This is a genomic window from Bacillus sp. AC266 (assembly GCF_979253805.1).
The window spans coordinates 527,802-554,613 of sequence record NZ_CEEDEC010000002.1; the positions used below are offsets into that span (position 1 = coordinate 527,802).

At 36.1% G+C, this 26,812-nt stretch carries 27 protein-coding genes and 1 tRNA gene; 22 read left to right on the plus strand and 6 right to left on the minus strand.

All coding sequences use genetic code 11. The features are described from left to right. Window positions 1-306 precede the first annotated feature (306 nt). From cccA to AC0IXC_RS10235, 3 genes are all read left to right on the plus strand, one after another. Entirely contained in the window at window positions 307-663 is a 357-nt protein-coding gene (gene cccA, locus AC0IXC_RS10225; RefSeq protein ID WP_002015178.1) for a cytochrome c550, read from the plus strand. A gap of 166 nt (window positions 664-829) precedes the next feature. Next, a complete protein-coding gene (locus AC0IXC_RS10230; protein WP_002034049.1) occupies window positions 830-1,537 on the plus strand; it encodes a tRNA (adenine(22)-N(1))-methyltransferase in 708 nt (235 codons plus the stop codon). Continuing rightward, on the plus strand, window positions 1,534-2,655 hold the full coding sequence (locus AC0IXC_RS10235; RefSeq protein WP_033709430.1) for a Nif3-like dinuclear metal center hexameric protein: 1,122 nt from the start codon (window positions 1,534-1,536) through the stop codon (window positions 2,653-2,655). Before AC0IXC_RS10230 ends, AC0IXC_RS10235 begins: the two co-directional genes overlap by 4 nt. A 40-nt stretch (window positions 2,656-2,695) precedes the next feature. On the opposite strand, the gene AC0IXC_RS10240 is transcribed toward AC0IXC_RS10235, so the two are convergent. Further along, window positions 2,696-3,646 (minus strand): 4-hydroxy-3-methylbut-2-enyl diphosphate reductase, encoded by a 951-nt coding sequence (locus AC0IXC_RS10240; RefSeq protein WP_002015175.1) that lies wholly within the window; start codon window positions 3,644-3,646, stop codon window positions 2,696-2,698. Between the two features lie 89 nt (window positions 3,647-3,735). Then, the gene (gene vrrA, locus AC0IXC_RS10245) at window positions 3,736-4,434 is read right to left on the minus strand and encodes a VrrA/YqfQ family protein (protein ID WP_471652866.1); all 699 of its coding nucleotides are present in this window, start codon (window positions 4,432-4,434) and stop codon (window positions 3,736-3,738) included. A gap of 179 nt (window positions 4,435-4,613) precedes the next feature. On the opposite strand from vrrA, the gene AC0IXC_RS10250 reads away from it, so the two are divergent. Continuing rightward, window positions 4,614-5,924: a DEAD/DEAH box helicase gene (locus tag AC0IXC_RS10250; RefSeq protein ID WP_471652867.1), complete on the plus strand. Its 1,311-nt coding sequence runs from the start codon at window positions 4,614-4,616 to the stop codon at window positions 5,922-5,924. A gap of 258 nt (window positions 5,925-6,182) precedes the next feature. Further along, complete coding sequence (locus AC0IXC_RS10255; RefSeq protein ID WP_002088660.1) at window positions 6,183-7,079, plus strand: deoxyribonuclease IV; 897 nt, start codon at window positions 6,183-6,185, stop codon at window positions 7,077-7,079. Window positions 7,080-7,098: 19 nt separating this feature from the next. Here AC0IXC_RS10255 and AC0IXC_RS10260 read toward each other — a convergent pair whose 3' ends face one another. Next, window positions 7,099-7,353 (minus strand): DUF2624 domain-containing protein, encoded by a 255-nt coding sequence (locus AC0IXC_RS10260; protein WP_002088657.1) that lies wholly within the window; start codon window positions 7,351-7,353, stop codon window positions 7,099-7,101. Window positions 7,354-7,504: 151 nt separating this feature from the next. Here AC0IXC_RS10260 and AC0IXC_RS10265 point away from each other — a divergent pair, with 151 nt between their 5' ends. The 4 genes from AC0IXC_RS10265 to AC0IXC_RS10280 all read left to right on the plus strand — a co-directional run bounded on the left by AC0IXC_RS10265 (window position 7,505) and on the right by AC0IXC_RS10280 (window position 10,594). Beyond that, window positions 7,505-8,383 (plus strand): YitT family protein, encoded by an 879-nt coding sequence (locus AC0IXC_RS10265; RefSeq protein WP_002015168.1) that lies wholly within the window; start codon window positions 7,505-7,507, stop codon window positions 8,381-8,383. A 180-nt stretch (window positions 8,384-8,563) separates the two neighbouring features. Further along, a complete protein-coding gene (locus tag AC0IXC_RS10270; RefSeq protein ID WP_002015167.1) occupies window positions 8,564-9,334 on the plus strand; it encodes a metal ABC transporter ATP-binding protein in 771 nt (256 codons plus the stop codon). Beyond that, entirely contained in the window at window positions 9,334-10,167 is an 834-nt protein-coding gene (locus AC0IXC_RS10275) for a metal ABC transporter permease (RefSeq protein ID WP_471652868.1), read from the plus strand. Before AC0IXC_RS10270 ends, AC0IXC_RS10275 begins: the two co-directional genes overlap by 1 nt. A 13-nt stretch (window positions 10,168-10,180) precedes the next feature. Beyond that, a complete protein-coding gene (locus AC0IXC_RS10280; RefSeq protein ID WP_002015164.1) occupies window positions 10,181-10,594 on the plus strand; it encodes a Fur family transcriptional regulator in 414 nt (137 codons plus the stop codon). An 84-nt stretch (window positions 10,595-10,678) separates the two neighbouring features. On the opposite strand, the gene ispG is transcribed toward AC0IXC_RS10280, so the two are convergent. From ispG to yqgB, 3 genes are all read right to left on the minus strand, one after another. Next, the gene (gene ispG, locus AC0IXC_RS10285) at window positions 10,679-11,782 is read right to left on the minus strand and encodes a flavodoxin-dependent (E)-4-hydroxy-3-methylbut-2-enyl-diphosphate synthase (protein WP_161793976.1); all 1,104 of its coding nucleotides are present in this window, start codon (window positions 11,780-11,782) and stop codon (window positions 10,679-10,681) included. 165 nt (window positions 11,783-11,947) lie between these two features. Further along, complete coding sequence (locus AC0IXC_RS10290) at window positions 11,948-12,319, minus strand: hypothetical protein (RefSeq protein ID WP_002088653.1); 372 nt, start codon at window positions 12,317-12,319, stop codon at window positions 11,948-11,950. 65 nt (window positions 12,320-12,384) lie between these two features. After that, a complete protein-coding gene (gene yqgB, locus AC0IXC_RS10295) occupies window positions 12,385-13,152 on the minus strand; it encodes a protein YqgB (RefSeq protein WP_002034056.1) in 768 nt (255 codons plus the stop codon). A gap of 239 nt (window positions 13,153-13,391) precedes the next feature. Between yqgB and AC0IXC_RS10300 the strand changes: the two genes are divergently transcribed. The 13 genes from AC0IXC_RS10300 to AC0IXC_RS10360 all read left to right on the plus strand — a co-directional run bounded on the left by AC0IXC_RS10300 (window position 13,392) and on the right by AC0IXC_RS10360 (window position 26,802). Continuing rightward, window positions 13,392-13,465: transfer RNA gene (locus AC0IXC_RS10300), tRNA-Ile, on the plus strand. Between the two features lie 223 nt (window positions 13,466-13,688). After that, window positions 13,689-14,300, plus strand: a complete 612-nt coding sequence (sodA, locus tag AC0IXC_RS10305) for a superoxide dismutase [Mn] (protein WP_001052029.1) — start codon at window positions 13,689-13,691, stop codon at window positions 14,298-14,300. Between the two features lie 122 nt (window positions 14,301-14,422). Then, window positions 14,423-15,700: an MFS transporter gene (locus tag AC0IXC_RS10310; protein ID WP_215590187.1), complete on the plus strand. Its 1,278-nt coding sequence runs from the start codon at window positions 14,423-14,425 to the stop codon at window positions 15,698-15,700. Between the two features lie 109 nt (window positions 15,701-15,809). Continuing rightward, a complete protein-coding gene (locus AC0IXC_RS10315; protein ID WP_215590186.1) occupies window positions 15,810-17,936 on the plus strand; it encodes a peptidoglycan D,D-transpeptidase FtsI family protein in 2,127 nt (708 codons plus the stop codon). Between the two features lie 522 nt (window positions 17,937-18,458). After that, window positions 18,459-19,376, plus strand: a complete 918-nt coding sequence (locus AC0IXC_RS10320) for a PstS family phosphate ABC transporter substrate-binding protein (RefSeq protein WP_002138359.1) — start codon at window positions 18,459-18,461, stop codon at window positions 19,374-19,376. 27 nt (window positions 19,377-19,403) lie between these two features. Continuing rightward, complete coding sequence (pstC, locus tag AC0IXC_RS10325; protein ID WP_002088646.1) at window positions 19,404-20,354, plus strand: phosphate ABC transporter permease subunit PstC; 951 nt, start codon at window positions 19,404-19,406, stop codon at window positions 20,352-20,354. A gap of 1 nt (window position 20,355) precedes the next feature. After that, window positions 20,356-21,222: a phosphate ABC transporter permease PstA gene (gene pstA, locus AC0IXC_RS10330; protein ID WP_002088645.1), complete on the plus strand. Its 867-nt coding sequence runs from the start codon at window positions 20,356-20,358 to the stop codon at window positions 21,220-21,222. 28 nt (window positions 21,223-21,250) lie between these two features. After that, window positions 21,251-22,066: a phosphate ABC transporter ATP-binding protein gene (gene pstB, locus AC0IXC_RS10335; protein ID WP_002088644.1), complete on the plus strand. Its 816-nt coding sequence runs from the start codon at window positions 21,251-21,253 to the stop codon at window positions 22,064-22,066. A 172-nt stretch (window positions 22,067-22,238) separates the two neighbouring features. Beyond that, complete coding sequence (gene phoU, locus AC0IXC_RS10340; protein WP_033728155.1) at window positions 22,239-22,895, plus strand: phosphate signaling complex protein PhoU; 657 nt, start codon at window positions 22,239-22,241, stop codon at window positions 22,893-22,895. Between the two features lie 346 nt (window positions 22,896-23,241). Next, window positions 23,242-25,596: a sugar phosphate nucleotidyltransferase gene (locus tag AC0IXC_RS10345; RefSeq protein ID WP_471652869.1), complete on the plus strand. Its 2,355-nt coding sequence runs from the start codon at window positions 23,242-23,244 to the stop codon at window positions 25,594-25,596. Window positions 25,597-25,665: 69 nt separating this feature from the next. Next, window positions 25,666-25,815, plus strand: a complete 150-nt coding sequence (gene rpmG / locus AC0IXC_RS10350; protein ID WP_001265616.1) for a 50S ribosomal protein L33 — start codon at window positions 25,666-25,668, stop codon at window positions 25,813-25,815. 104 nt (window positions 25,816-25,919) lie between these two features. Next, window positions 25,920-26,498, plus strand: a complete 579-nt coding sequence (locus AC0IXC_RS10355; RefSeq protein ID WP_471652870.1) for a 5-formyltetrahydrofolate cyclo-ligase — start codon at window positions 25,920-25,922, stop codon at window positions 26,496-26,498. Between the two features lie 103 nt (window positions 26,499-26,601). Beyond that, window positions 26,602-26,802 (plus strand): YqgQ family protein, encoded by a 201-nt coding sequence (locus tag AC0IXC_RS10360; RefSeq protein ID WP_000253699.1) that lies wholly within the window; start codon window positions 26,602-26,604, stop codon window positions 26,800-26,802. Window positions 26,803-26,812: the final 10 nt, after the last annotated feature.

A 26,812-nucleotide genomic window follows, 5' to 3' on the forward strand; every position in this document is an offset into this window, starting at 1 on the left:
ACGATTACAATTTCTTGTAATTTATTTTACAGAATTGTCTTTTGATTTGCAAATGCTCATTTTTCGATTTTTCGATTTATTTTGTTTATTATATACAAAATAATATGTAGAAAAGTAAAAAATATGATGAGAAACGTTAGTAATTATCGAAATAATATGCGATATAATAGTGAAAATCAATAAAATGAATTTACGGAATATTTTTAACAAGTAGTAGTTTGCTCTTTTCTGATAGGGCGTTTTCAAGTACAATATAAATGACTGAATCATCTAACTATTTAGCGGTATAGAGGGGGGAGAAGAGATATGAAACGTAATCCGTTGATTCCGTTCGCTCTTATTGCAGCATTAGGTATTATCGTTATGTTTGTATTTTCATTTCAGGGGCTAAATAAATCTAAAGAGTTAGCTGATGCAAAAAATGGTGGGAAACCAGCACAAACAGCATCAAAGCCAGAGGATATTGTAAAGCAAAGCTGTACGAGCTGTCATGGTGATCAGTTACAAGGAGCGGTAGGCCCTAATCTACAAAAAATTGGTGGGAAACTTTCAAAAGATGAAATTAAAGAAGTTCTGTCAAAAGGAAAAGGAAATATGCCAGCTAATTTAATTCCAGCTGATCAAGCAACGAAAGTAGCTGATTGGTTATCGAAGAAAAAATAAAGTATAGAAAAACAAGCCTTTTGCTTTTTGCAAAAGGCTTGTTTTTCTATACTTTCTAAAATACGATTAGTAATAGAGAATTGAAGTATTGTTATGGACTTGCAACAACTACTATAAATTCATTATCATGGAGACAGACTGAGAAGAGAAGGAGTAATGGAAATACATGAATGAAGTAAAGCTTTCGAAACGATTAGAAGAAGTTGTGAGGGAGATTCCGGTAGGCTCTACAGTAGCTGATATTGGATCGGATCATGCGTATTTACCGTGTTATACAATTATAAATAATATTGCTACAAAAGCAGTTGCAGGAGAGGTTGTAGATGGACCGTTTCGCTCTGCACAAGCAACTGTAGCTGAAAGTGGCTTACAAGATAAAGTAGACGTTCGTAAAGGGAATGGATTAGCTGTTATAGTGCCAGGAGAAGTAGATGTTATTACGATTGCTGGTATGGGTGGAGCGTTAATTCGTGACATTTTAGAAAGTGGTAAAGAAAAATTAGAAGGTGTAACACGTTTAATCTTACAGCCGAATATTGCAGCACACCATATCCGTGAATGGTTTATTGAAAATGGATGGGAGCTTATCCGTGAGAAAATTGTAATAGAAGACGGAAAGATTTACGAGATTTTAGTCGGAGAGCGAGGAGATACAGCAGTACCTTACTCTGGAAATAAACAAGCTGAATTGTTTATGGGTCCATTTTTAATAAAAGAAAAAAGTGAAGCTTTTATTGAAAAGTGGGAAGGGGAATTGAAAAACTTCCAAAATATTTTAAAACAGTTAGAACGTGCAGCAGAGTCTGAAGAGACAAAAGCGAAGCGTGCAGAAGTAGAAGCGAAAATGAAAATGATAGGAGAGGTTTTATCATGAGTAAAATTCCGAATGGTCATGAAATTATTTCTTTGTTTGAAGGTATGTATCCGAAGCATTTAGCGATGGAAGGGGATAAGATTGGCTTACAGATTGGAGCGCTTAATAAACCTGTCCAGCACGTATTAATCGCGTTAGATGTAACTGAGGAAGTTGTGGACGAGGCGATCCAATTAGGAGCGAATATCATTATAGCGCACCATCCTTTAATCTTTAATCCATTAAAAGCGATTCATACAGATAAGGCGTACGGAAGAATTATTGAAACGTGTATTAAAAATGATATTGCAATTTATGCCGCACATACAAATGTAGATATTGCTAAGGGTGGGGTAAATGATTTACTTGCTGATGCGTTAGGGTTACAAAATACAGAAGTATTAGCTCCTACATATGCAGAAGAAATGAAAAAAATTGTTGTATTTGTTCCAGTAACCCATGCAGAAGAAGTGCGCAAAGCTCTTGGAGATGCGGATGCAGGTCATATCGGTAATTATAGCCACTGTACGTTCGGTAGCGAAGGGGTAGGTACGTTTATCCCTCAAGAAGGTACAAATCCTTATATCGGAGAAACTGGGCAGTTAGAACGTGTGGAAGAGATACGTGTCGAAACGATTGTTCCAGCTTCATTACAAAGAAAAGTTATTAAAGCGATGTTGGCAGCCCATCCATATGAAGAAGTGGCATATGATGTATATCCGCTTGATAATAAAGGTGAAACATTAGGTCTTGGTAAAATAGGGTATTTACAAGAAGAAATGACGCTTGAGCAGTTTGCTTTACATGTGAAACAATCATTACATGTAAAGGGTGCAAGAGTTGTTGGAAAGTTAGATGATAAGGTGCGTAAAGTAGCTGTACTTGGTGGTGACGGTAATAAATATATAAACCAAGCGAAATTTAAGGGAGCAGATGTATATGTAACAGGTGATATGTATTATCATGTTGCTCACGATGCGATGATGATTGGTTTAAATATAGTTGATCCAGGACATAACGTTGAAAAAGTAATGAAGCAAGGTGTACAAAAACAATTGCAAGAAAAAGTAGATGTGAAGAAATTCAATGTACACATTCACGCTTCGCAGTTACATACAGATCCATTCACATTTGTATAAGAAAAATAAAAACCGTTGCTCATGTAGGCAACGGTTTTTATTATTGTTCTTTTTTCACTTTTACACGAGGTAGTATCTTTTGAAGTGGTACTTTTCGAATTCTGTCCCATGTAGCTGGATTCATTGGGTCATATTGATCTAAGAAAGCAATAACTTCTTTTGTAATTGGCGTTGGAGTAGAAGCACCTGCTGTAACAGCTACGTTTTCTACACCTTGTAGCCATTCTAATTGGATTTCACTTACGTCTGCAACGCGGTATGCTGTCGTACCAGCTATTTCTTGTGATACTTGTGCTAAACGGTTTGAGTTGTTACTTTTCGGATCACCGACAACAATTGTTAAATCTGCAACATCAGCTTGTTTAGCGACAGCTTCTTGGCGAACTTGAGTTGCTAAACAAATTTCCTTGTGGAATTCTGCTGTTGGGAATTTTTTCTGAATGTCCTCCATTAAATGTTGAACATCCCATTGACTCATTGTTGTTTGATTCGTAACTAAAATTTTATCCGTTGGAATTTCTAGTGTTTTTAAATCATCAGCTTTTTCGATAAGATGAACGATATCAGGTGCGATACCAACTGCGCCTTCTGGTTCTGGATGATTTTTTTTGCCGATATAAATGACATGGTATCCTTCAGCTTTCTTTGCTTCGATAAGGTCATGTGTTTTTGTAACATCTGGACAAGTTGCATCAATTGTCGTTAAACCTTTTTCTTTTGCACGTTGTTTAACTTCTGGAGAAACACCGTGTGCAGTGAAAATAACAGTACCAGAATCGATTTTATCTAAAATTTCTAATCGACTTGGACCGTCTAATGTAATGATGCCATCCTCTTCGAAAGCATCTGTGACATGCTTATTGTGAACAATCATACCTAAAATATAAATGGGTCTCGGTAATGATTTATCTAATGCGGCGTTACGTGCAATAACCATTGCGTCAACAACACCGTAGCAATAACCACGAGGGGAAATTTTAACAATCTTCATGTGAGTAATCCTCTCCTTCTAAACAAGGGATACTTTTGTGCATAGTCCATTACATTATAAAGGAGGAGTGGATAGAAAACAAAGGATTGTTACACATATAGTTTTGGTTTTGTTGCTGATTGTTGAACGGGTTCTTTCGGAACCTCTTTTTCTATTACCGGTTCAAGCACTATTTTTTTTCGTTTCCTTTTTGGAGGTGGAGGAGGTGGAGTTGCTACCTCAACCTGTTCTGTTGCATCTTCAGTTTGATTTTCTTCCGTACTTTTTCCAGAGGTGAGGATTTTAACAATGCTTGGTAGACTACGCATAATGGGACCGTACTGTTCGACAACAGGACCGACAGATTGCACGACTTGAGATACTTTTTCGATATTATTTATCATATTAGTTGGGTTCGAAATTAAATTTGAAAAAAAACTACCGATGCCGCTGCTAGATGCCGCTGCAGTTGTAGCTGACGCAGCACCACGTGTATCATTTGATTCATACATTTGAGGTGGTATCATCTGCTCTGGATATTGCTGCATGTATGGCTGATATTGTTGTGTATATTGTTGTTGTTGATATTGGGGCGGCGGTTGTTGGTGCATCATCGGTGGCCCTTCCATTTGTCGATAAGGAGGGACCATTTGCATGAAAGGTTCGGTTGGATCGTGTTTTTTAAAGAGTTTAGCAAGGAAACCTTTCTTTTTTTGAGCCATCGGTGGTAGTTGTGGAATCGGATATGGTGTGTAAGATTGTTGTCCTCGATTCGGATACATTTGTCTTATAGGGGATTTCGGAAACATGTGGGAAATCCTCCTTTCTTCAGTTAGGTATATACACATACAATATGCAATGGAAGGAAAGAAGGTTAGTTTTTGAGATAAAAACCTAAACTAAAGATGGATTTTACTTGTAGATTTCGATATAATGTAGACTTGACTGATTTGTGCGCAGTAGAAATTTTAGAAAGAAGGTGTAACTTATGACACTACAAACTTTTACACAGTATGATTTTAAACCATTTTTAATAGATGCAGTTCGTGAACTACGCTTTACAGAGCCAACAGGAATTCAAAAGAAAATTTTCCCGGTCGTGAAAAAAGGTGTGAGTATAATTGGACAATCCCAAACTGGTTCTGGGAAAACACATGCATACTTACTTCCTACATTAAACAGAATTGATGCAAGTCGTGAAGAGGTACAACTTGTTATTACAGCGCCTACTCGTGAGTTAGCACAACAAATTTACGAAGAAATTGTGAAACTAACAAAGTTCTGTGCAGAAGATCAAATGATTACAGCACGCTGTTTAATTGGTGGAACTGATAAACAACGATCAATTGAAAAGTTGAGAAAACAACCTCATATTGTAGTTGGAACGCCAGGACGTATTAAAGATTTAGTAGAAGAAAAGGCGCTATTTGTTTATAAAGCGGATACTATTATTGTCGATGAAGCGGACTTAATGCTTGATATGGGATTCATTCAAGATGTAGATAAAATTGCGGCACGTATGCCTAAAAATCTGCAAATGTTAGTTTTCTCTGCAACAATTCCTCAAAAATTAAAACCATTTTTGAAGAAATATATGGAGAATCCAGAACATATTCATATTAATCCGAAGCAAGTTGCAGCAGGAAATATTGATCATTACCTTGTGCCTTCAAGACACCGTAATAAAACTGAATTAGTGAAAAATATGCTACTTCAATTTAAACCATATTTAGCAATTGTCTTTACAAACACAAAGAAGAAGGCTGACGAAGTAGCCGATGGATTAGCAGAACGTGGATTAAAAGTAGGGCGTATACACGGTGATTTATCACCACGTGATCGTAGAAAAATGATGAAACAAGTTCGTGATTTAGAGTTCCAATACATTGTCGCAACAGATTTGGCGGCACGCGGTATTGATATTGAAGGAATTAGCCATGTTATTAACTATGAACTTCCACCAGATTTAGATTTCTTCGTTCACCGTGTTGGAAGAACTGCACGTGCGGGTCATTCAGGTATTGCAGTGACGATTTATGATCCAGCAAATGAAGAAGCGTTAGATAGTTTGGAAAAACAACGTCATATCGAGTTTAAACATGTAGATTTACGCGGAGATGAATGGGCGGATTTAGGTGACCGTCGTCGTCGTAAGAGCCGTAAAAAACCAAGTGATGGACTAGATGTTATGGCAACAAAAGTTGTTAAAAAGCCGAAAAAAGTAAAACCAAACTATAAACGAAAACTTGCAACAGAACGTGACAAAGTGAAGAAAAAATATAGCAATAAAAAAAGATAAGGGATTTCCCTTATTTTTTTTTTTTTTTTTATCTCACTGCTTGAGAAAAAGTCGATTAATGTAGACTAATAATTAGTGCGGGGTAGAAAAAACGTTGACTAAAGTTTCGCTTTATTGGGTTAATTTAAGTATAGAGTTCAGATTGTTTGAATAGTCTGTTTTATTTATGTAGTGCCTTTTGTGTGAACAAACAATTCGCTACATATTTCTACAAATTATGCTATCATTATATCTATTGTATATTGAAGAGGTGATTGTATGTTAAAGATTGGATCTCATGTTTCTATGAGTGGTAAGAAAATGTTATTAGCAGCAAGTGAAGAGGCTGTTTCATACGGTGCAACGACGTTTATGATTTATACAGGTGCACCGCAAAATACACGAAGAAAACCAATTGAAGAATTGAACATAGAAGCAGGAAGAAAACATATGGAACTAAACGGTATTGAAGAAATTATCGTACATGCGCCATACATTATTAATCTTGGGAATACGACGAAGCCAGAAACATTCCAATTAGGTGTAGACTTCCTTCGCATGGAAATTGAAAGAACATCGGCATTAGGTGTAGCGAAACAAATCGTTCTTCACCCAGGTGCGCACGTTGGTGCAGGAGCGGATGCTGGTATTCAACAAATTATTAAAGGGCTTAATGAAGTATTAACGCCAGAGCAGACGGTTAACATTGCGTTAGAAACGATGGCAGGAAAGGGAACGGAATGCGGTCGTAGCTTTGAAGAAATTGCGAAAATTATTGATGGTGTGAAATATAATGAAAAACTATCTGTATGTTTTGATACGTGTCATACGCATGATGCAGGTTATGACCTTGTAAATGATTTTGACGGTGTGTTAAACGAATTTGATAAAATTGTTGGGATAAATCGTTTACAAGTACTTCATATTAACGATAGCAAAAATGTACGCGGAGCTGGAAAAGACCGTCATGAAAATATTGGTTTTGGTCATATTGGCTATAAGGCATTGCATCACATTGTGCATCACCCACAACTTACGCACGTACCAAAAATTCTTGAAACGCCGTATGTAGGTGAAGATAAAAAAGATAAGAAGCCACCATATAAATTAGAAATCGAAATGCTGAAAAATGGTACTTTTGATGAAGGGATTCTTGAAAAAATTAAAGCGCAATAAGGAGGGGATTTTCCCCTCCTTATTTTAATAGCTGCTGAAATAAAATATTTACTTGTTGGGCAGTGGCAGGAGTAGTTACTTTAGCGATTTGTTTTAACAAATCTAGTCGCTCGGTATTATCGTAAATGTTAATGTTTTTCCCTTTCATAAGTAAAACGATTTTATCAGCTTGTGCAGTTGTGATTGGAACTTCGTATTCTTTACTATATTTCAATAGTTCTTTTGTAGAAATATGATTTAATTTTTTGTTCACAATTTGTTTAATGAGGTTCATCGTGTTGTCCTCCTTCACACGTTCTTCTATCGAAATATATGTACGCATAGCTTGTACATATTCGTATCGAGGTGCATTTTTTCAATGGGGAAAAGAAGCTTATGTTATAATATAAGAACAAAACTATAGATAAAGAGTATAAGGAGGACTTATGGAAAAAAAGCAACATCGAAAAGAAAGTGTTATTCATCTTGTATATCGTTTAGTTATGATTGTCTTTGGGGCAGCGTGTGCGGCGGTAGCGATTGAACTGTTTTTAATGCCAAATAAAATTATTGATGGTGGAATTATTGGTATTTCTCTTATATTAGATTATCTTACTCCTAATATTTGGTGGTTAAGCTTTTCTACTTTAGTTGTTATCCTCAACATTCCTTTTATGTACTCCGGGTATAAGCAAATTGGAAAAACATTCATGTTATCTTCAGCATTTGGAATTGTAGCTTTAGCATTTATTGAATCAACGTTGCATGCTATTCCGCCATTTACAACAGAGCCGATTTTAGCAACAGTTTTCGGCGGTCTTATTTTAGGAATTGGTGTAGGACTTGTTATTCGTCATGGTGGATCGTTAGACGGGACCGAGATTATGGGGATTCTATTAACGAAGAAATTACCGTTTTCTGTTGGTGAATTCGTAATGTTTGTGAACTTATTCATTTTTGCATGGGCAGCATTTGTTTTTGGTGTTGAACAAGCGATGTATTCTGTTATGACGTACTATATCGCATTCAAAACAATTGATACGGTAATTCAAGGATTAGACGAAACGAAAGCAGTTTTAATAGTATCGGATCAATATGAGGAAGTATCAAATGCGATTTTACACCGCCTTGGTCGTGGAACAACAAAACTTGTTGCTAAAGGTGGCTATACAGATAAAGAAAAAGAAGTTATTTATGCAGTTGTAACACGTCTGGAAGTGACGAAGTTAAAATCAATTGTGCATGAAATTGATGAAAACGCATTTGTTACGATTATGAATACACAAGAGACAAATGGTGGTAAGTTTAAATCAGCAATTCACTAAAAAGTTAATTGTAATATCTTTTGAAAGCAGAGAATTCTTCTCTGCTTTTTGTTATAATAATAAGGTTTCTTGAAATAAAGAATATATTTTAGGCAGATTGGTTTACAACTATAATAAGCTGTACTATAATTCAAATAGAGATAAATCGGAATCATTCTGAATTAAAATAGGTGAGATGCTATGAATAATATATTGGAAATAGAAGGATTAACGTTTCGGTATGAAGATCGCAACGTGTTAGAAGATATTAATTTGCAAGTTCCGAAGGGAGCTTTTTTAGGTTTAGTTGGACCGAATGGTTCAGGGAAATCGACTTTACTTAAATGCTTATTGGGTGTTTTAAAACCAAAGCAAGGAAGTATTAGATTGTTTGGCATTGATAGTAAGAAATTTAAAGAGTGGAATAAAGTTGGTTATGTATCCCAAAAGGCAAGTAGCTTTAACTCAGGTTTCCCGGCAACTGTTTTCGAGGTTGTTTCAATGGGGCTCGTTTCGAAAAAAGGGCTTTTTCGCTTTTTTACGAAAGACGATAATGCGAAAGTAGAAAAAGCGATTGCTGATGTAGGTATGAGCGAGTTTCGAGGTCGCAACATTGGAGAACTTTCTGGTGGACAACAACAGCGTGTATTTATTGCTCGTGCACTTGTAAGTGATCCGGAATTGCTTATTTTGGACGAGCCTACTGTTGGGATTGATGTGAAAAATGTGGCAAGTTTTTATGAGATACTAGAGGATTTAAACAAAAGATTGGGAATTACGTTAATTCTTGTTACGCACGATATGGGTGCTGTAACAGAGAAGGTGACGCATGTTGCATGTTTGAATCAGCATTTACATTTCCATGGGAATGTAGAGAAATTCCGAGAGTTAGAAGATGCAGAAATGTCGATTTTATATGGACATCATGTTCATCGCTTAGAACATGAACATGGGCATCACGGGAGGATATAATGATACAGGATTTTTTACAATATGATTTTTTACGTAATTCCTTATACGCTGGTATTTTAATAGGGCTTGTCGCACCACTTATCGGCGTGTTCGTTGTAATTCGCCGCATGTCGCTTATTGCGGATGCATTAAGTCATGTGACGTTATCAGGAATTGCAGCAAGTTTATTACTTGAAAAGACAATCTTTACCGGTGGGTTTTTAAACCCTTTATATATGGGGATGTTTTTTTCAATCGGTGGAGCATTGCTAATTGAAAAATTACGTACTGTATATAAACATTATCAAGAGTTAGCAATCCCGATTATACTTTCAGCAGGGATGGGGATTGGAGTTATCTTCATCTCACTTGCTAATGGATTCAATACGGATTTATTTAGTTATTTATTTGGTAGTGTAAGTGCTGTAACAAGTGCGGATTTAATTATTATTGGTATAGTAGCAATTGTTGTTATTGCGACGATTGTTTTATTATACAAAGAGTTGTTTTTACTATCATTTGATGAGGAATACGCTGTATCAACCGGTTTAAGTGCAAAGTGGATTCACTTTATCTTCATTATATTAGTTGCTCTTGTAATTGCGGTATCAATGCGTGTTGTAGGTGTTCTTCTCGTATCATCTTTAATGACGTTACCAGTTGCAGCAAGTATTCGTACTGCAAAAGGATTTAAACAAACAATTTTCTTTTCCATTTTATTTGGTGAAATTGCAGTAATTGGTGGAATGTTTGCTTCGTATCAACTTGATTTAGCTCCAGGTGGTACAATTGTTATGATAGCGGTTCTTATTTTAATTGGTGCAATTTTATGGAAAAAGAAAAAAACTGCATAAAGTAGGGATAGGTATGAATCTAACAGAAGCTTTACGCCTAATGAAGGAAAAGGGATACAAACATACAGGGAAAAGGGAAGAGATGCTGAGATTATTCGCAGCTCATAATCGTTATTTAACTGCGAAAGATGTTTTAGAGCATATGAAGGGTGATTATCCAGGACTTAGTTTTGATACGATTTATCGTAACTTAACGGTTTTTGCTGAAGTCGGTGTTTTAGAGCAAACGGAATTAAATGGTGAAAAGCATTTCCGTTTTACATGCTCCATTATGGAACATCATCATCATTTCATTTGTTTAGATTGTGGTGGTACGAAAGAGATTAATTCCTGCCCGATGGATTTTATGAATAAAGATTTTAAAGGTTATGAGGTAACGGGGCATAAGTTTGAAATATATGGTCGTTGCCCAAAATGTGCAAAATGAGAGGGCTCGTCAGTTATATAACTGACGAGTTTTTAATTTGAATGTAAAAAAAGGTTGCTCACAAAAATTGTGGCAACCTTCTTTTTATTGTTCTTGTTTTTCTTTTTCTTTTTCTCGTTCAGCAGCCATTTCAGCAGCGATTACATCAATTTCTTTTTTCAGTTCTTCTACCATTGTTTCTTCTGGTACTTTACGAACGACTTGCCCTTTACGGAATAATAAACCTTCTCCGCGTGCACCGGCAATACCGATGTCAGCTTCACGAGCTTCACCAGGACCGTTTACGGCACAGCCGAGTACTGCAACCTTAATTGGAACTTTAAGTGTGGAGATGTATTCTTCGACTTCATTAGCAATGCTAATTAGGTCGATTTCAATACGACCACAAGTTGGACAAGAAATAAGTGTTGCGGCATTAGATGCAAGACCGAATGATTTTAATAGTTCACGTGCAACTTTTACTTCTTCAACTGGATCAGCGCTTAAAGAGATACGAAGTGTATTTCCGATGCCTTTACTTAAAATTGCTCCAAGACCGGCGGCGCTTTTTACAGTCCCAGCAAACAATGTTCCTGATTCTGTAATACCTAAATGTAATGGATAATCAAAAGCGCGAGCAGCTTTTTCGTATGCTTCAATTGCTAAGTTAACATCAGAGGCTTTCATTGATACGATAATATCGTGGAAATCTAAGTCCTCTAAAATTTTAATATGGTGCAGTGCGCTCTCGACCATACCATCAGCAGTTGGATATCCATACTTTTCTAAAATATGACGTTCTAATGAGCCGGCATTTACACCGATACGGATTGGAATGCCACGCTCTTTCGCTGCATTTACAACAGCTTCTACTTTATGGCGACGTCCAATGTTACCTGGATTGATACGTACTTTATCAATGCCGCCTTCGATTGCTTTTAAAGCAAGGCGGTAATCAAAATGAATATCAGCAACAAGTGGAATGTTGATTTGTTTTTTAATATCAGCAATAGCATTTGCTGCGCGTTCGTCTGGAACAGCAACACGAACAACTTGACAGCCAGCTTCTTCTAAACGTTTAATTTCAGCAACTGTAGCCTCAACATCATGCGTTTTTGTTGTCGTCATACTTTGTATAATTAATTCATTGTTACCGCCAATTGTTAAATTACCGACTTTAACTGGACGTGTTTTTGTGCGTTGAGTCATTTCATTCACGAATTGATCGCTCTCCTTATAAAAGAAGTTTCTTATTTTAGTCCCTTACATCAATGATAGTATGTGTGAGAAAGGGCTATAGAAACCAAAGTACTCGGTTTCACTTTTACTATTGTATCAGCGCCTTTATGTAATTGACAAGGATTAAGTGATTGCTTATTGATATAAGGGGAATTTATAAGACTTTCCAACTTGGATTTTTGTAGCAGATGTATTTTTATTTAATTGCTTAAAATCATCAATTACTTTTTCAATAGAAGGAATTTTTTTCTTATTAATCGCTTCTGTAATAGAAAGAACGGTATCGCCAGTTTTTACTTCGATTGCTTTATAAGCTGTATCCGTTTCTTTTTCTTTTTCTGTTTCTTTCTCTTTATTTTGTTTTGTATCTGTATTTTCTTTTTTTATCGTTTGGGCAGCAGATGTTTTTTTGTATGAACTTAACATCGGTAAAGTACCGATTTTTATGTCGTAATAAAATATATAACCGAGGACAAGCACGAATAAGAGTACACCTAATCTCTTCATATCCTTCACTCCTTTGCTAGGAATATATGCTTGTCCAAAAAAAAAATGCCTATTTAGGCATTTTTTTATAGTTCTTGTTTTTCTTTCGGCTTTGGAACTTCTTTAATTGTTAAGTATAGAACGATTAAAACAACTGCAATGTAAATGAATGTTGCGCCAGGTACGTTTATTTTGAATAAATCCATAATCATAAAGAAGATTGTTGGAATTGTGTAGCTGTAAGCAGTTAATGTCCAAACTTGTTTATAAGATAATTTGCGTTGACCGCTCATCGCAGAACCGATGAAGGCAAGCAATGTAACTCCTACAAAGGTAATAAATAATTGGAACAAGTACAGTAAGAACCCAATAACGAATAATAAGATTGGATAAATACTGTCAAATAACGAAATGAAATCTTGTAAATCTTTTTTCTCAAGAGATGCGCCTAATAAGTCATTATAGGAGTATGTTTGTGTTTGACCATTCCCCATGGAGACTACTTTATCTTTTAAAACAAATAAACCTGTTTTATTTTGATATTTTTCTAAGTCTGTTGAATTTGGATCAAATACGAAAAGGGCATTTCCATCTTCTTTTTCGATAGGTTGATCAATATCAGCTGTTAGCTCGCCATTTTCAATTTTAAAATCAGGTAAATCTTTTTCGATTACTTTATTTACCATGTTAACACCATCTTGAATAACGCTACCGTACAAGAAAGTTCTTGGAATAGTAGTGATTAGGCAAAGAAGCATAATATACAAAATGGTTTTACCGATTTTTTGAAAACGGAAAAGCGCCATATCTTTAGGCGAATATACGCTTTTTGCTAGCTGTGTAAAAATGGACATAGATTCACTTCCTTTATGTATGTATAAAATCATTGTAACGTACGAATCTAGAGAAGCTCAAGATATATTATATTTACATATAGTAGAGAAGACTAAATTCCTTCTTATTAATTTACTTCTTTTAGTAGAGAAAAATACAATTGACACTTTTCTTTCGTATATGGTAAATTTATCTTACATTTTTCAAACGATATATCCGATTGGAATTTAGTTGTTTTTAATGGTACATACATAATCGTGGACCCTTAGCTCAGTTGGTTAGAGCAGACGGCTCATAACCGTCCGGTCGTAGGTTCGAGTCCTACAGGGTCCATATCCATTTCATATGTTTATTATGTCAGCAGGAAGCTTCCTTGTAGAAGGAAGCTTTTTTTCGGAATATATGAGCATTTTAATTGAAAAGAAGTGGGAATTTTGCTACTTTAATGATAGCAAGACAAAGCGATTTATTTGTTTGCACCCTATGGCAATTAGGGTAGAATGAAGTTGTAGGTCACATATGTAGTGACAATACATAAACCGGGAGGAATATAACAATGGCAAAACACGAATTACCAAATTTACCTTATGCGTATGATGCTTTAGAACCTCACTTTGATAAAGAAACAATGAATATCCATCATACAAAACATCACAACACGTATATTACAAACTTAAACGCTGCTTTAGAAGGTCATGCAGAATTAGCTGACAAAAGCGTTGAAGAATTAGTTGCAAACTTAAACGAAGTACCTGAAGCAATCCGTACAGCAGTACGTAACAATGGTGGCGGACATGCTAACCATACATTCTTCTGGACAATCCTATCTCCAAACGGCGGGGGACAACCAGTAGGCGAACTTGCAACTGCGATTGAAGCGAAATTCGGTAGCTTCGATGCATTCAAAGCAGAATTCGCAAAAGCTGGCGCAACTCGCTTCGGTTCTGGTTGGGCTTGGTTAGTAGTAAATAATGGTGAGTTAGAAGTAACAAGCACTCCAAACCAAGATTCTCCTCTAACTGAAGGTAAGACTCCAGTTATCGGTTTAGATGTTTGGGAACATGCTTACTACTTAAATTACCAAAACCGTCGTCCTGACTACATCGGTGCATTCTGGAACGTTGTAGATTGGAACGTTGCTGAAAAACTTTACCAAGAAGCAAAATAATTAAAGCTAATACAGCTAGAAAAAAGCTAGGGGGTTTTCTCCTAGCTTTTTTCTATGTTCTCCTTTTACATAATTGAGCTTGTCTTTGGAAGACTAGAACATGAAGTAAAGGAGAGTTGTGTATGAAGTGGAAACATGTAATCGGTGATGTTGAAGTGAATCGGGATTTAGTATTATTGCTCGTTATAGGAGGTTTATACACGCTCGCAATTTCTTTATCGAATACGTTTGTAAACATTTATTTATGGAAGCAAACACAAAATTATGTGAATCTGGGCTTGTATAATTTGGCCAGCGTTGTATTGCAGCCTCTAACATTTCTTGTGGGCGGGAAATTAGCGAAACGTATTGATCGCTCGATTTTATTGAGAATCGGTGTAGGCACGTTAGCTGTTTTTTTTATCGTCGTTTTAGTAGCGGGAAAAAGTGCATCTCACTATATTTTGTTAATGGGAGCCCTTTTAGGAGTTGGTTATGGTTTTTATTGGCTCGCTTTTAACTTGTTGACATTTGAGATTACAGAACCAGAAACAAGAGATTTTTTTAACGGTTTTCTAGGACTTCTTACATCGTTCTCTGGAATGATTGGACCGATAGCAGCAGGATATACAATTTCACGTATGGAAAAATGGAGTGGTTATACTGTCGTTTTCTTCCTCTCGTTAATGCTATTTGCGGTTGCAGTTGTTCTAAGCTTTTTTTTATCGAAGAGGGAATGTGAAGGAAGCTATGAAATTGTGCAAGTATTGAAAGAGCGGCAAGTTGATGAAAACTGGGGAAGAATTACGCGCGCTCATTTCTTCCAAGGTTTGAGAGAGGGAACGTTTATTTTCGTTATTTCGGTATATGTCTATTTAGCATCTGGTAGCGAGTTAGCACTAGGGAAATATAGTTTAGTGAATTCTGCAGTATCATTTGTATGCTATTATTTAGTTGCTCGTATGTTAAAGAAAGAATGGCGAAAAAAAGCAATTTTACTTGGTGGCATTATTTTATATGCGGTCGTATTTTTAGTTATTTTTAATGTTACATATACGAAATTACTTATTTATGCAGCATGTATTGCAGTTGCATATCCGATTTTACTCGTTCCGTACGGCTCAATGACATACGATGTAATTGGTAGAGCAAAACAGGCGAGAGAATGGCGTGTAGAATATATAGTGGTCAGGGAATTATGGTTAAATGCCGGAAGAATCTGTTCCATTTTAAGTTTTTTATGTGCTGTCATATTTTTTCCGCCTGAAAAAAGTTTACCTTTCTTACTATGTATTTTAGGAGCTGGACATTTCCTTATTTATTTTGCAGTTAAAAATGTCAAATATGATGAGGGGAATGTGAACAAAACCAGTGTTGTAGCGCAAGGAAGCACGCAGAATCAAACTGAACCAGAAGGTTAACTTATCGCGTGTTTTATGCTAGAATAGAAAAAGATGTAAGACAGCAGTGAGGGCACCTGTATGAAGGTGTCCCTTTCACATTACATAGCTGTTGGTAGAGGGGGTTTGTATGAGCAAGAAGCAGAAACAACAAAAGAAAAAGACCCACGTTCCTTTTCGGTTAAACGTGTTGTTTTTTTGCGTGTTTTTAATGTTCTCCGCGGTTATTGTAAGGCTTGGATACGTACAAATTGTTCGTGGTGAGGAATATAAAAATGAAGTTGAGAAAAAAGAAAACTCAACGATAAGTAATCCTGTACCACGCGGGAAAATATTTGATCGTAATGGAGAAGCGGTCGTAGATAATGAGCCTATTCGTACAATTACATTTACAAAAATGAAGGGATCAACTGCAGCAGACCGCTTAGAGACGGCGAAAAAGTTAGCAGATTTAATTGAAGTCCCAACAGATAAGTTAACAGATCGCGATAAGAAAGATTATTGGCTTGCTTTACATAAAGAAGAAGCAGAAGCAAAAATCACAAAAAAAGATCGTGAAGAGTTTAAAGCGAATAAAATTGACGATAAAGAACTAGATGAACGTCAACGAAATCGTGTAACAGAAGAAGAGATTAATCAACTGTCAGCAAAAGATTTAGAAATATTGGCGATCAAAAGTAAGATGGAAAGCGGATATGCAATGACGCCGCAAATCGTTAAAAAAAATGCAACACCGGAAGAATACGCGATTATTAGTGAAAATTTAGCGAAATTACCAGGTGTAGATACAAATGTTGACTGGGAGCGAAAATATAAGTATGACGATATGTTCCGAAGTGTACTTGGTGGTGTAACTTCTTCTGATGAAGGGTTACCGAGAGAAAGATTAGATCACTATCTTGTTCGTGATTATAATCGTAACGATCGCGTAGGAAAAAGTTACCTTGAGCAACAGTACGAAGATAGTTTACACGGCACAAAAGCTGAAGTTAGAAATGTTACAGATAAAGAGGGTAATATTTTAGAAACTATTAATGTGTCACAAGGACAACGAGGTAACGATCTAAATTTAACGATCGATATGAAATTACAAAAGCGCGTAGAAGAAATTCTTACAAAAAACTTAATGAGATTTAAAGGGAGCGAACCTCTTTTAGACCGTGCATTCGTTGTAATGATGAACCCGAAAAATGGTGAAGTTTTATCTATGGCGGGGAAACAATTAGTGAATAAAGACGGGGAAACGAAAGTAGATGATTTTGCATTAGGAACGATGACAAGTTCTTATCCGATGGGTTCAACTGTAAAAGGTGCGACAGTACTTACGGGATATCAAACTGGTGCGATTCAACCTGGAGCTGTACAGTATGATGAACCGATTAAATTAAAAGGGACACCTACGAAGTCATCTTGGAAAACGATGGGGTATATTAATGACCTGACAGCGTTAAAAATGTCTTCTAACGTTTATATGTTTAAAACAGCGATGAATATCGCTGGGGTTCCATATGTACGAGGCGGTACGTTAGATATTCCGAAAAGTGCGTTCGATACTATGCGTTACTATTTTGGTCAGTTTGGACTTGGTGTGAAAACAGGAATTGATTTGCCAAATGAAACTGCTGGTCAAATAGGTAAAGGAAATCAACCAGGTTTCTTATTAGATTTATCAATCGGGCAGTATGATACGTATACACCGCTTCAATTAGCGCAATATATTTCGACGATTGCAAATGGTGGATATCGTATGCAACCCCAAGTTGTAAAGGAAATTCGTCAGCCATCGGCGAAGCCAGAGGAAGTTGGAAAAGTTGTTCAATCCATGGAACCGAAAGTATTAAATCGTGTTGATATGCCTGAATCACAAATTAAACGTGTTCAAGAAGGATTTAGACAAGTGTTTAACGATACAGGTGGTACAGCTACAAAATACTTTGCAGGTGCACCGTATAAAGCCGCTGGGAAAACAGGTACAGCTCAAACTGTATATGGCGGAGATAAAGAGATTGGTAGAAATGCAAAAGGTGAGCGTGTTGAAACATATAACTTAACATTAGTAGGTTATGCCCCGCTTGAAGATCCAGAAGTAGCATTTTCTGTTGTTGTGCCATGGGTACACGATGATAAAACAGGGATTAATGGATATATCAGTCGTGAAATAATGGACGCTTACTTTGAGTTGAAAAAACAAGCATTAACTGGTGAAGCTCCGCAAGATGAAAAAGCGAAAAAAAATAAAAATCAAGATGATGAATAAAAAAGTTGTAAAAAAAGCACACTATCTGAAAAGATAGTGTGCTTTTTTTTATGCCTTACGCATATGGTTTAGTAAATGTGGACAAGCATAAAATATTGAAAAAACATGTAGTTTCAAAAACGATGAACACAACAAGATTAGTGCATACGCTCTAAGTTTGTTGTGTGTGATAGGCGATAGCAGTTTTATCCCGCGTTTGAGGGCGGTAAAATTCCCACCTCAAAATTCAGCTGGAGCAAAGAAGTTAGGTGGGAGCCCTGCTGCCCGTAAACGCCCGATTGGTGAGGGCTAATAATCAGTGGGGGAATGAACAAAACCCCCACTGATTAAAGTTTCGCTTTATGGATGATTAGAAAATTTCCTGCATCTAAAGTACAAAAGTGAAAATAAAGTTTGTGTATACAGTTGTTTTTGTGGGACTTTACAAAACTTTTACAAATAATTAAAACCGAATTAATAGTTTAGCAGTATTCTTATATCTGTAATCCTGTTATTTCCGGTTACTTCTAGGAGGAAGAACACGTGAAATGGATGAGCGCATCGATTAAAGTTTTGACATTATCGACATGTTTCCTTTGTTTTAATATGTCTACTGCATTCGCTACAAATGAAATGGGAGAAGTGAGAGTTGATGGATCCTCAACGGTTTTCCCTATTATAGAGGCAGTAGCAGAGGAATATACAAAGGCCCATCCAAACGTGAAAATTTCTATTAGTATTTCTGGGACAGGGGGAGGATTTAATCGTTTCAGTAAAGGAGAAGTAGATATAAACAATGCTTCGAGATTGATGAAACCGGTAGAAGAAAATGCAATGCAGAAAAAATCCATTCAATTTACACCATTTGAGGTTGCTTATGACGGTCTAACGATTGTTGTGAATCGTCAAAATACGTGGGTAAACAATATGACGATAGACGAGTTACGTCTATTATGGAGTGAAAATGGAAGATTGAAACGATGGTCACAAATTCATTCATCATGGCCTCGTGAACAAGTTAAATTTTATGCGCCAGGCGTAGACTCTGGTACTTATGATTATTTCCAAAATGTTGTCTTACAAAATAATCGCCTTGTAAAAACGGTTTCTTTGTCTGAAGACGATCAAGTTATTATGCAAGGGGTAATGAATGATAAAAATGCCATTGCTTTTGTAGGATATGCTTATTATATGGCCAATCGAGATAAGGTAAAAGCAATACAGGTGGATGGTGTATTTCCAACGAAAGAGACCATTCAGTCGGGTACGTATAAGCCATTATCTAGGCCGCTATTTACGTATGTGAATCATGCATCTATCAGAAATAAAATTAATGTAGCAAATTATGTTGAGTTTATGATTAAGCATGTTGGAAGCCTTGCTGAAGAGGTCGGATATGTAAAATTACCAAAAGAAAAATATAATGAACAGCTGCGAATGTTAACAGAAATAAAAAGGTAATGTCAGGGTGGAAAGGGGTTTTCATCTTTGGCTCATAATGACAAAAGTCAAATTACATTTTCTGTACAACATTTGATTGAGAGAAATACAAATAGAAGAAAAAAAACGCAGCGAATCAATCGAATTGTTCCGTTAATACTAAAAGCCATTGCTAGCGTGTCCATTGTAACGACACTTGGAATTATTATTACGTTGGCAAATGAAACAATCATGTTTTTTCAAAAGATATCATTGTATTCTTTTTTGACAGAGAAGGAATGGTTACCTTTTTTTGAAGATCCCAAATTCGGTATATTACCACTTATATGTGGAACAATCCTTGTAACAGCAATTGCCATGTTCGTAGCAATTCCTATTGGTTTAGGTTGTGCCGTGTTTTTAAGCGAATACGCTTCGAATGGCGCTCGGAAAATATTAAAACCGTTGTTAGAGCTACTAGCAGGCATCCCGACAATTGTATATGGTTTTTTCGCGTTAACAGTTGTCACACCACTTTTACAACGGGTTATACCAGATTTGCAGTTTTTTAATGCTATTAGTCCAGGTATTGTTATAGGGTTTATGATGATCCCGACGATTGCGTCTCTCTCTGAAGATGCGATGAGAGCTGTAGCGAAAGGAATTAAAGAAGCCTCATTAGCGCTAGGAGCAACTCGTTTTGAGATGGTAAAACAAGTGGTGTTTCCATCGGCTTTTACGGGCATAATGGCAGCGATTATATTAGCAGCTTCCAGGGCAATTGGTGAAACGATGATTGTTGTTATTGCAGCTGGATCAACACCTAATGTATCGATAGATCCGACTCATTCTATTCAAACATTAACAGCCTATATTGTACAAGTGAGTTTAGGTGATGCTCCGCACGGAACGATTACTTATTACAGCATGTATGCTGTAGGTGCAACGTTATTTATGTTTACTTTTATTATGAATATCATTTCGCAATATATTATGCGCCGTTTTAGGAGGTTGACATAATATGCGAATGTTAAACCATAAGAACATACAAGAAAATATGGCATCGCGTTTTTTAAAGGATCGGATTTACAAGTGTTTGTTTTATATAGCAATTTTGTTTTCAGTAGTAATACTTTTTATATTGCTTTTTCAAATTTTTGAAAAAGGTATAAGTTATCTTTCAATAGATTTCTTTACAAACTTCGCCTCACGTAATCCGAGAGAAGCTGGGATTGTCGCTGCTTTGTCAGGAACAATACTATTTATGAGCATTGTTATACCAGTCTCTTTTATATTCGGAGTCGGAACAGCTCTTTATTTAGAGCATTATGCGAAGGAGTCCGTTTTTAAAAAGTTAATTGAATTAAATAATCAAACATTAGCAGGGGTACCTTCCGTTGTGTTTGGTTTACTCGGGTTAACTATTTTCGTATACGCTCTCCATTTGGGAGAGAGCATAATGGCAGCGGCACTGACGATGAGTTTACTCGTCTTACCAACTGTTGTTGTAGCTAGTCAAGAAGCGATTAGAACTGTGCCGAGCTCATTACTAGAGGCTTCTTACGGATTAGGTGCTACGAAATGGCAAACGATGTATCAAATTGTATTGCCAGTCGCTTTGCCAGGGATTGTAACGGGATGTACGTTAGCGGTATCGAGAGCAATTGGTGAGGCAGCACCATTATTAGTTATTGGGGCCCTTGCCTTTGCAAATTATGTTCCGTTCAGTATGTTTGATAGATTTACGGTTTTACCAATTCAAATTTTTAATTGGATGAGTAGACCACAAGAAGAATTTCAGTATGTAGCAGCAGCTGGGATGATTGTTTTGCTAGGATTGTTGCTCTTTATAAATATATTTGTCTTATGGTTACGAAATCGAAAATAAGTTGGAAGTGGATGAAAGGGGAATTCAAATGGTAGCAACAGTAGTAAATGTACAGGTGAAAAATGAAAAAAAGATTGAGACAGCACCAAAAAAAATAGTATTTGATACGAAAAATTTAAATTTATGGTACGGAGAAGACCATGCTTTAAAAGATATCAACTTAAGTATTCATGAGAATGAAGTAACAGCGATTATCGGTCCAAGTGGTTGTGGGAAATCAACATACTTAAAAACGCTAAATCGTATGGTAGAGTTAGTGCCTATCGTTCGAACTACGGGCGTTATCGAATATAGAGAACGAAACATATTTGATAAATCATATCCAGTTGAAGAATTACGTACGCATGTGGGTATGGTGTTCCAAAAGCCAAATCCATTCCCAAAATCTATTTATGAAAATGTAGCATATGGTCCGAAAATCCATGGTGTTCGTGACAAAAAAACACTTGATGAAATTGTTGAAAATAGCTTGCGCGGCGCAGCTATTTGGGATGAGTTAAAAGATCGTTTGCATGATAATGCATACGGTTTATCTGGTGGTCAGCAACAACGTCTATGCATTGCACGCTGCTTAGCGATTGAGCCAGACGTAATTTTAATGGATGAGCCAACATCGGCGCTAGATCCAATTTCAACATCAAAAGTAGAAGAATTAATTCAGGAGTTAAAGAAAGATTTTAGTATTGTTATCGTAACGCACAACATGCAACAAGCAGCACGAATTTCAGATAAAACTGCTTTCTTCTTAAGTGGAGAAGTTGTGGAATATACAGATACGAACAAATTATTTACAACACCTGCAGATAAGCGTACAGAAGACTACATTACAGGACGATTTGGTTGATATCGCTAGCAAGGCTAAGAGTAAATGCCCTCTTAACAGAGGGCATTTCTCATTTTTACCTCATTTTAAATAGGGGAGTAATATTTCTCTTTTCTCAAGGCTTAATAAACATACAAGAGGCTGGGTAGGGGATTTATATAAAATGGCACATAATATTGAGGGGGAAGAAATGATGGTAAGAGAACAGTTTCAATGTGATTTAAAAACGTTACAGCAAAAGGTGATCGAGCTTGGTGAGTTAGCAAGTGGAGCTTTATTGATTGCTATGGAAGGTCTTCACAACAGGGATGTAGAGAAAGCGTTAGAAGTCATTGATGGGGATTATCGCATGGATAATTTAGAAGAGGAAATAAATGACCTTGCGCTTATGCTTATTACAAAGCAGCAGCCTGTAGCGAGTGATTTAAGAAGAATTTTCATTTCAATTAAAACAGCGACAGATTTAGAACGTATTGCAGACCATGCTGTTAATATTGCGAAATCAACAATTCGTCTTGGTGAAAAAGAAGTGGTTGTTAGTTTACATAATATTGAGGAAATGTTTGAGATTGCTCATAAGATGTTAAATTTAGCATTAGAAGCATATGAGCAAGAAAATTTAACTTTTGCTAAACAAATTGCTGAAATGGATGATTCAGTTGATGAAATTTATGGGAAGGCGATTCGTGAATTTATTTCATCTATCCCTGGACAACCAGAAGCGATTACACAAATTACACAACTATCCTTTGTTGCAAGATATATTGAGCGTGTAGCAGACCATGTTACAAATATTGCCGAGAATGTATTTTATGTAGTAAAAGGAAAGCATTATTTATTGAATGAGTAGGGGGAAAAGTAGGTGATGAGAAATCACCTGCTTTTTTTAGTCAAAACATGACAAAAAAAGCTCATTGTTTCCTTTAGTCTATGATGATAAGATGTATCATAATTAATGGAAAAATAAGTACATATATGTTAGTTACGTCTTATTAATTATTTTACCAAGTTAATGGTAAGCGCTTTCTTTTTTGGTGGGAGTTAAAAGGTACATTTATTTATAAAGTGAGGCTTTAATTAGTGGGGCTGTCTCTCGCTGATTGTTAGATCGTACCAAACCGGACTTTTACTGCAGTTAATGTGGGGTAAATGATATACGGAGTTCTTGAACATTATATAAGTGGAGGCTGAAGTATATGAAGGGGGTTATTTTAGCTGGAGGAAAAGGGAGACGCCTTAGACCATTAACATGTAATACTCCAAAACCGATGTTACCATTGTTAGAAAAACCAGTTCTTGAATATAATATTGAATTATTACGTCAGCATGGTATTCGTGAAATTGCAATTACAGTTCAATATATGAGTACCGCTATTAAGCAATACTTTGGTGATGGTAGTAAGTGGGGAGTTAACTTGTATTATTTTGAAGATTCTCCTCCGCTTGGAACAGCAGGGAGTATTAAGCAAGCCGAAAGTTTTTTAGATGAAACATTTGTTGTTATTAGTGGGGATGCACTAACTGACTTTCAATTATCAGAAGGAATTGCATTTCATGAACAGGAGAAGAGAATGGTAACGATGTTTGTGAAAGAAGTAGAAAACCCACTCTCATTTGGCTTAGTTGTAATGAATAAAGAACAAGAAATTATACGATATATAGAAAAGCCGAGCTGGAATGAGGTAGTTTCTAATATTGTGAATACAGGTATTTATATAATGGAGCCAGAAATCTTTTCTTACATACCATCCATGGAATTTTCGGATTTCAGTCATGATGTGTTTCCTTTATTGGCAAATAAAAATGCTTTATTTGCATATTTATCAGAAGACTATTGGCTAGATATTGGTACATTTGATCAATATCGGCAAGCTCAATTCGATTTGTTGACGAAAAAATTGAAGGTGCCTATTCCATATACAGAAGTATTACCGATGGTGTGGATGGGAGAAGGTGTAACGATAGGAAAAGGGACGAAAATTCATGGCCCTTCTTTTATTGGAGAAGGAGCAATGATTGGTGCAGGGGCTGTAATTGAACCATACTCTATTATCGGGAAAAATAGTATCGTTTCAAGTTATTCTCATCTTCAAAAAAGCATCATTTTTGCAAACTCTCATATAGGAAAAAATTGTGAGTTGTTAGAAACAACAATAGGAGATCATACAATGGTCGAAGATGATGTTACACTTTTTCAAAAAAGTATTGTAGCGGATCATTGTCATATAGGGAAAAGTACAGTAATTAAGCAAAAAGGAAAAATATGGCCATATAAGGAGATAGATAGTCATTCGATAGTAGGTTCTGCCGGTGTTAAAGAGAGTGAAAAGAGTGCAGGATGGTTACAAAAAAGCCGAATTGTAGGAAGGGGTAATGTTGAAATTACTCCTCAATTTATTGTGAAAGTTGCAATGGCTTATGGATCTCTTTTTGCCAAAGGGGAGAGTATATTGATTGGAAGTCAGGAAAATATAGAAACAACTTCCTTTAAAAATTTATTCCTCCATGCCATTCATGGCAGCGGGATTCATACGATGGAATGTAAAGAAATGAATGAGTCGCTTTTTCAGTATGCCATTCATAATTTGCAATGTGCAGGTGGAGTTTTCGTTCAAGTGGAAAGCGAAAGAGGGATTGTTATACAACTGTATGGCAAGGAGGGCTCGTTTTTAACGTATAAGCAGCAAAAAGAGATAGAACAAGTATATATGTCTGAGTCGTTTTATTACGCTTCTGAGAAAGAACTGGGGCGAAATAAGCTAGTTCACGTTTCTGCAAATAATTATGTAGAAGCTGTGTTAGAGCGTATTGATATTGAAACGATACAAAAACAGAAGTTTCATCTTCTTATTAATAAGAGAAATGATATGTTACAACATTTACTTATGATTTTTTTGCAAAGGCTCGGAAGCACAGTTACATGGATTTATGCGGGCGAACAAAAGCATCATGTGAAAGCCTTGATGAAATCAAGTAAAGCAAATATGGCACTTATGTTTTCAGAGCAAGGAAATTATTTCGAGTTATATGATAATTATAGTAATATTTACCAGGGAACAGATTTTGAAGAGGTAGATATTCCAGATTTATTACTTGAATCGGCAGGAAATATTTACCCGATGTCTTTGAAATTAGGAGAATGTTACCTTCTATTTTATACGCAGGATGAAAAAAAGTCGTTTCAAGCGAGATGGAAGCGAGATATTTTATATCGAATTGGAAAATTATTCGAGCTAATAGCATTGCAGGGAAAAACATTTCTCAGCATAGTAGAGCAATCACCTCCGCTCTATCTACTTTGTGATGAAGTTGTATGTTCATGGAATGAAAAAGGGAAAGTAATGAGGAAATTATTGGCTGATATGGAAAGAAAGGAAGAAGGTATATTTGAAGGAGTACAGTTCAAATATACCGAAAAAGAGTGGTCTTATATCGTTTCTGACACAAAACAACCGAAATTTTTAGTGTATTCGCATGCTAGAAACCCAGTAATAGCAAGGGAAAACATGAAAAATCTTATAGAAAAAATTAGACAATATCAAAAGGTGTAGAATTTTTATTTTAAAAGTGGTATTATAGTATAGTCTGATTTAAGTTATTAGTACTGGAGGGAAATAAGAATGCGTGTGAATATTACTCTAGCATGTACAGAATGCGGAGATCGTAACTATATCTCAAAGAAAAACAAACGTAACAACGCTGAGCGTATCGAGCTTAAAAAGTATTGCAAGCGTGACAAGAAGTCTACGTTACACCGTGAAACAAAGTAAGCAGTAGGAATATTTTCCTACTGTTTCTTTTTTTATTCGGTTCCTCTGTTAAAAGTGATACACTATCATCGTAGAGCAAAGTGTCACTGTGAGGGGGAAAATGTGTGAGAGAAGAGAAACTACGTTTACGTAAACAAATAATAGAACACATGAATTCTTTATCAGAAGAACGGTATACAACTTTATCAGAGCAAATTGCAGCTTCGTTGTATGCGCAAAAAGAGTGGGTTGAAGCTAAAACAGTTGGAATCACCCTCTCAATGGAAAATGAAGTGAATACATATCCTATTATCGAAAAAGCTTGGGAAGAAGGAAAGAAAGTTGTTGTTCCGAAGTGTAATAAAGGAACACGAACGATGTCTTTCCGGAAAATTAGTAATTTTGATCAATTAGAAACAGTGTATATGAATTTACGTGAACCAATTCCAGCGCTTACGGAAGAAGTGAATGCAGATGAAATTGATCTTCAAATCGTGCCAGGCGTAGCTTATACAGAGCGAGGAGAACGGATTGGATATGGCGGTGGCTATTATGATCGTTATCTCGTGCATTATAAAGGGAAAGCGCTATCATTAGCTTATAGTTTTCAAATGGTAGAACATATTCCAGTAGAGCCATTTGATAAAAATGTAGAAAAAATTATTACAGAAAAAGGAACAATGGTTAAAAATGGGCTTGTATAGACAAATAAAAATTGACGAGACTTTTTCTTCGTGATTATAATAAAATATGTGAACGTTTTCTTATTATAATTTTTTATAGTAAGTGAGCATAGAGGGTGATGAAATGGTATCTATTTATGATATTCAGCAATTGCTAAAGAAATTTGGTACGATTATTTATACGGGTGATCGAATTGCAGATTTACAATTAATGCAAGATGAATTGCGTGAATTAAATCAATCACAGCTAATCGACCCACAAGACTATCAAACAGCTTTATTTTTATTGAAGCAAGAAATTCAAAAAGAGCTAAATAAGAATTAGATAAAGGTAG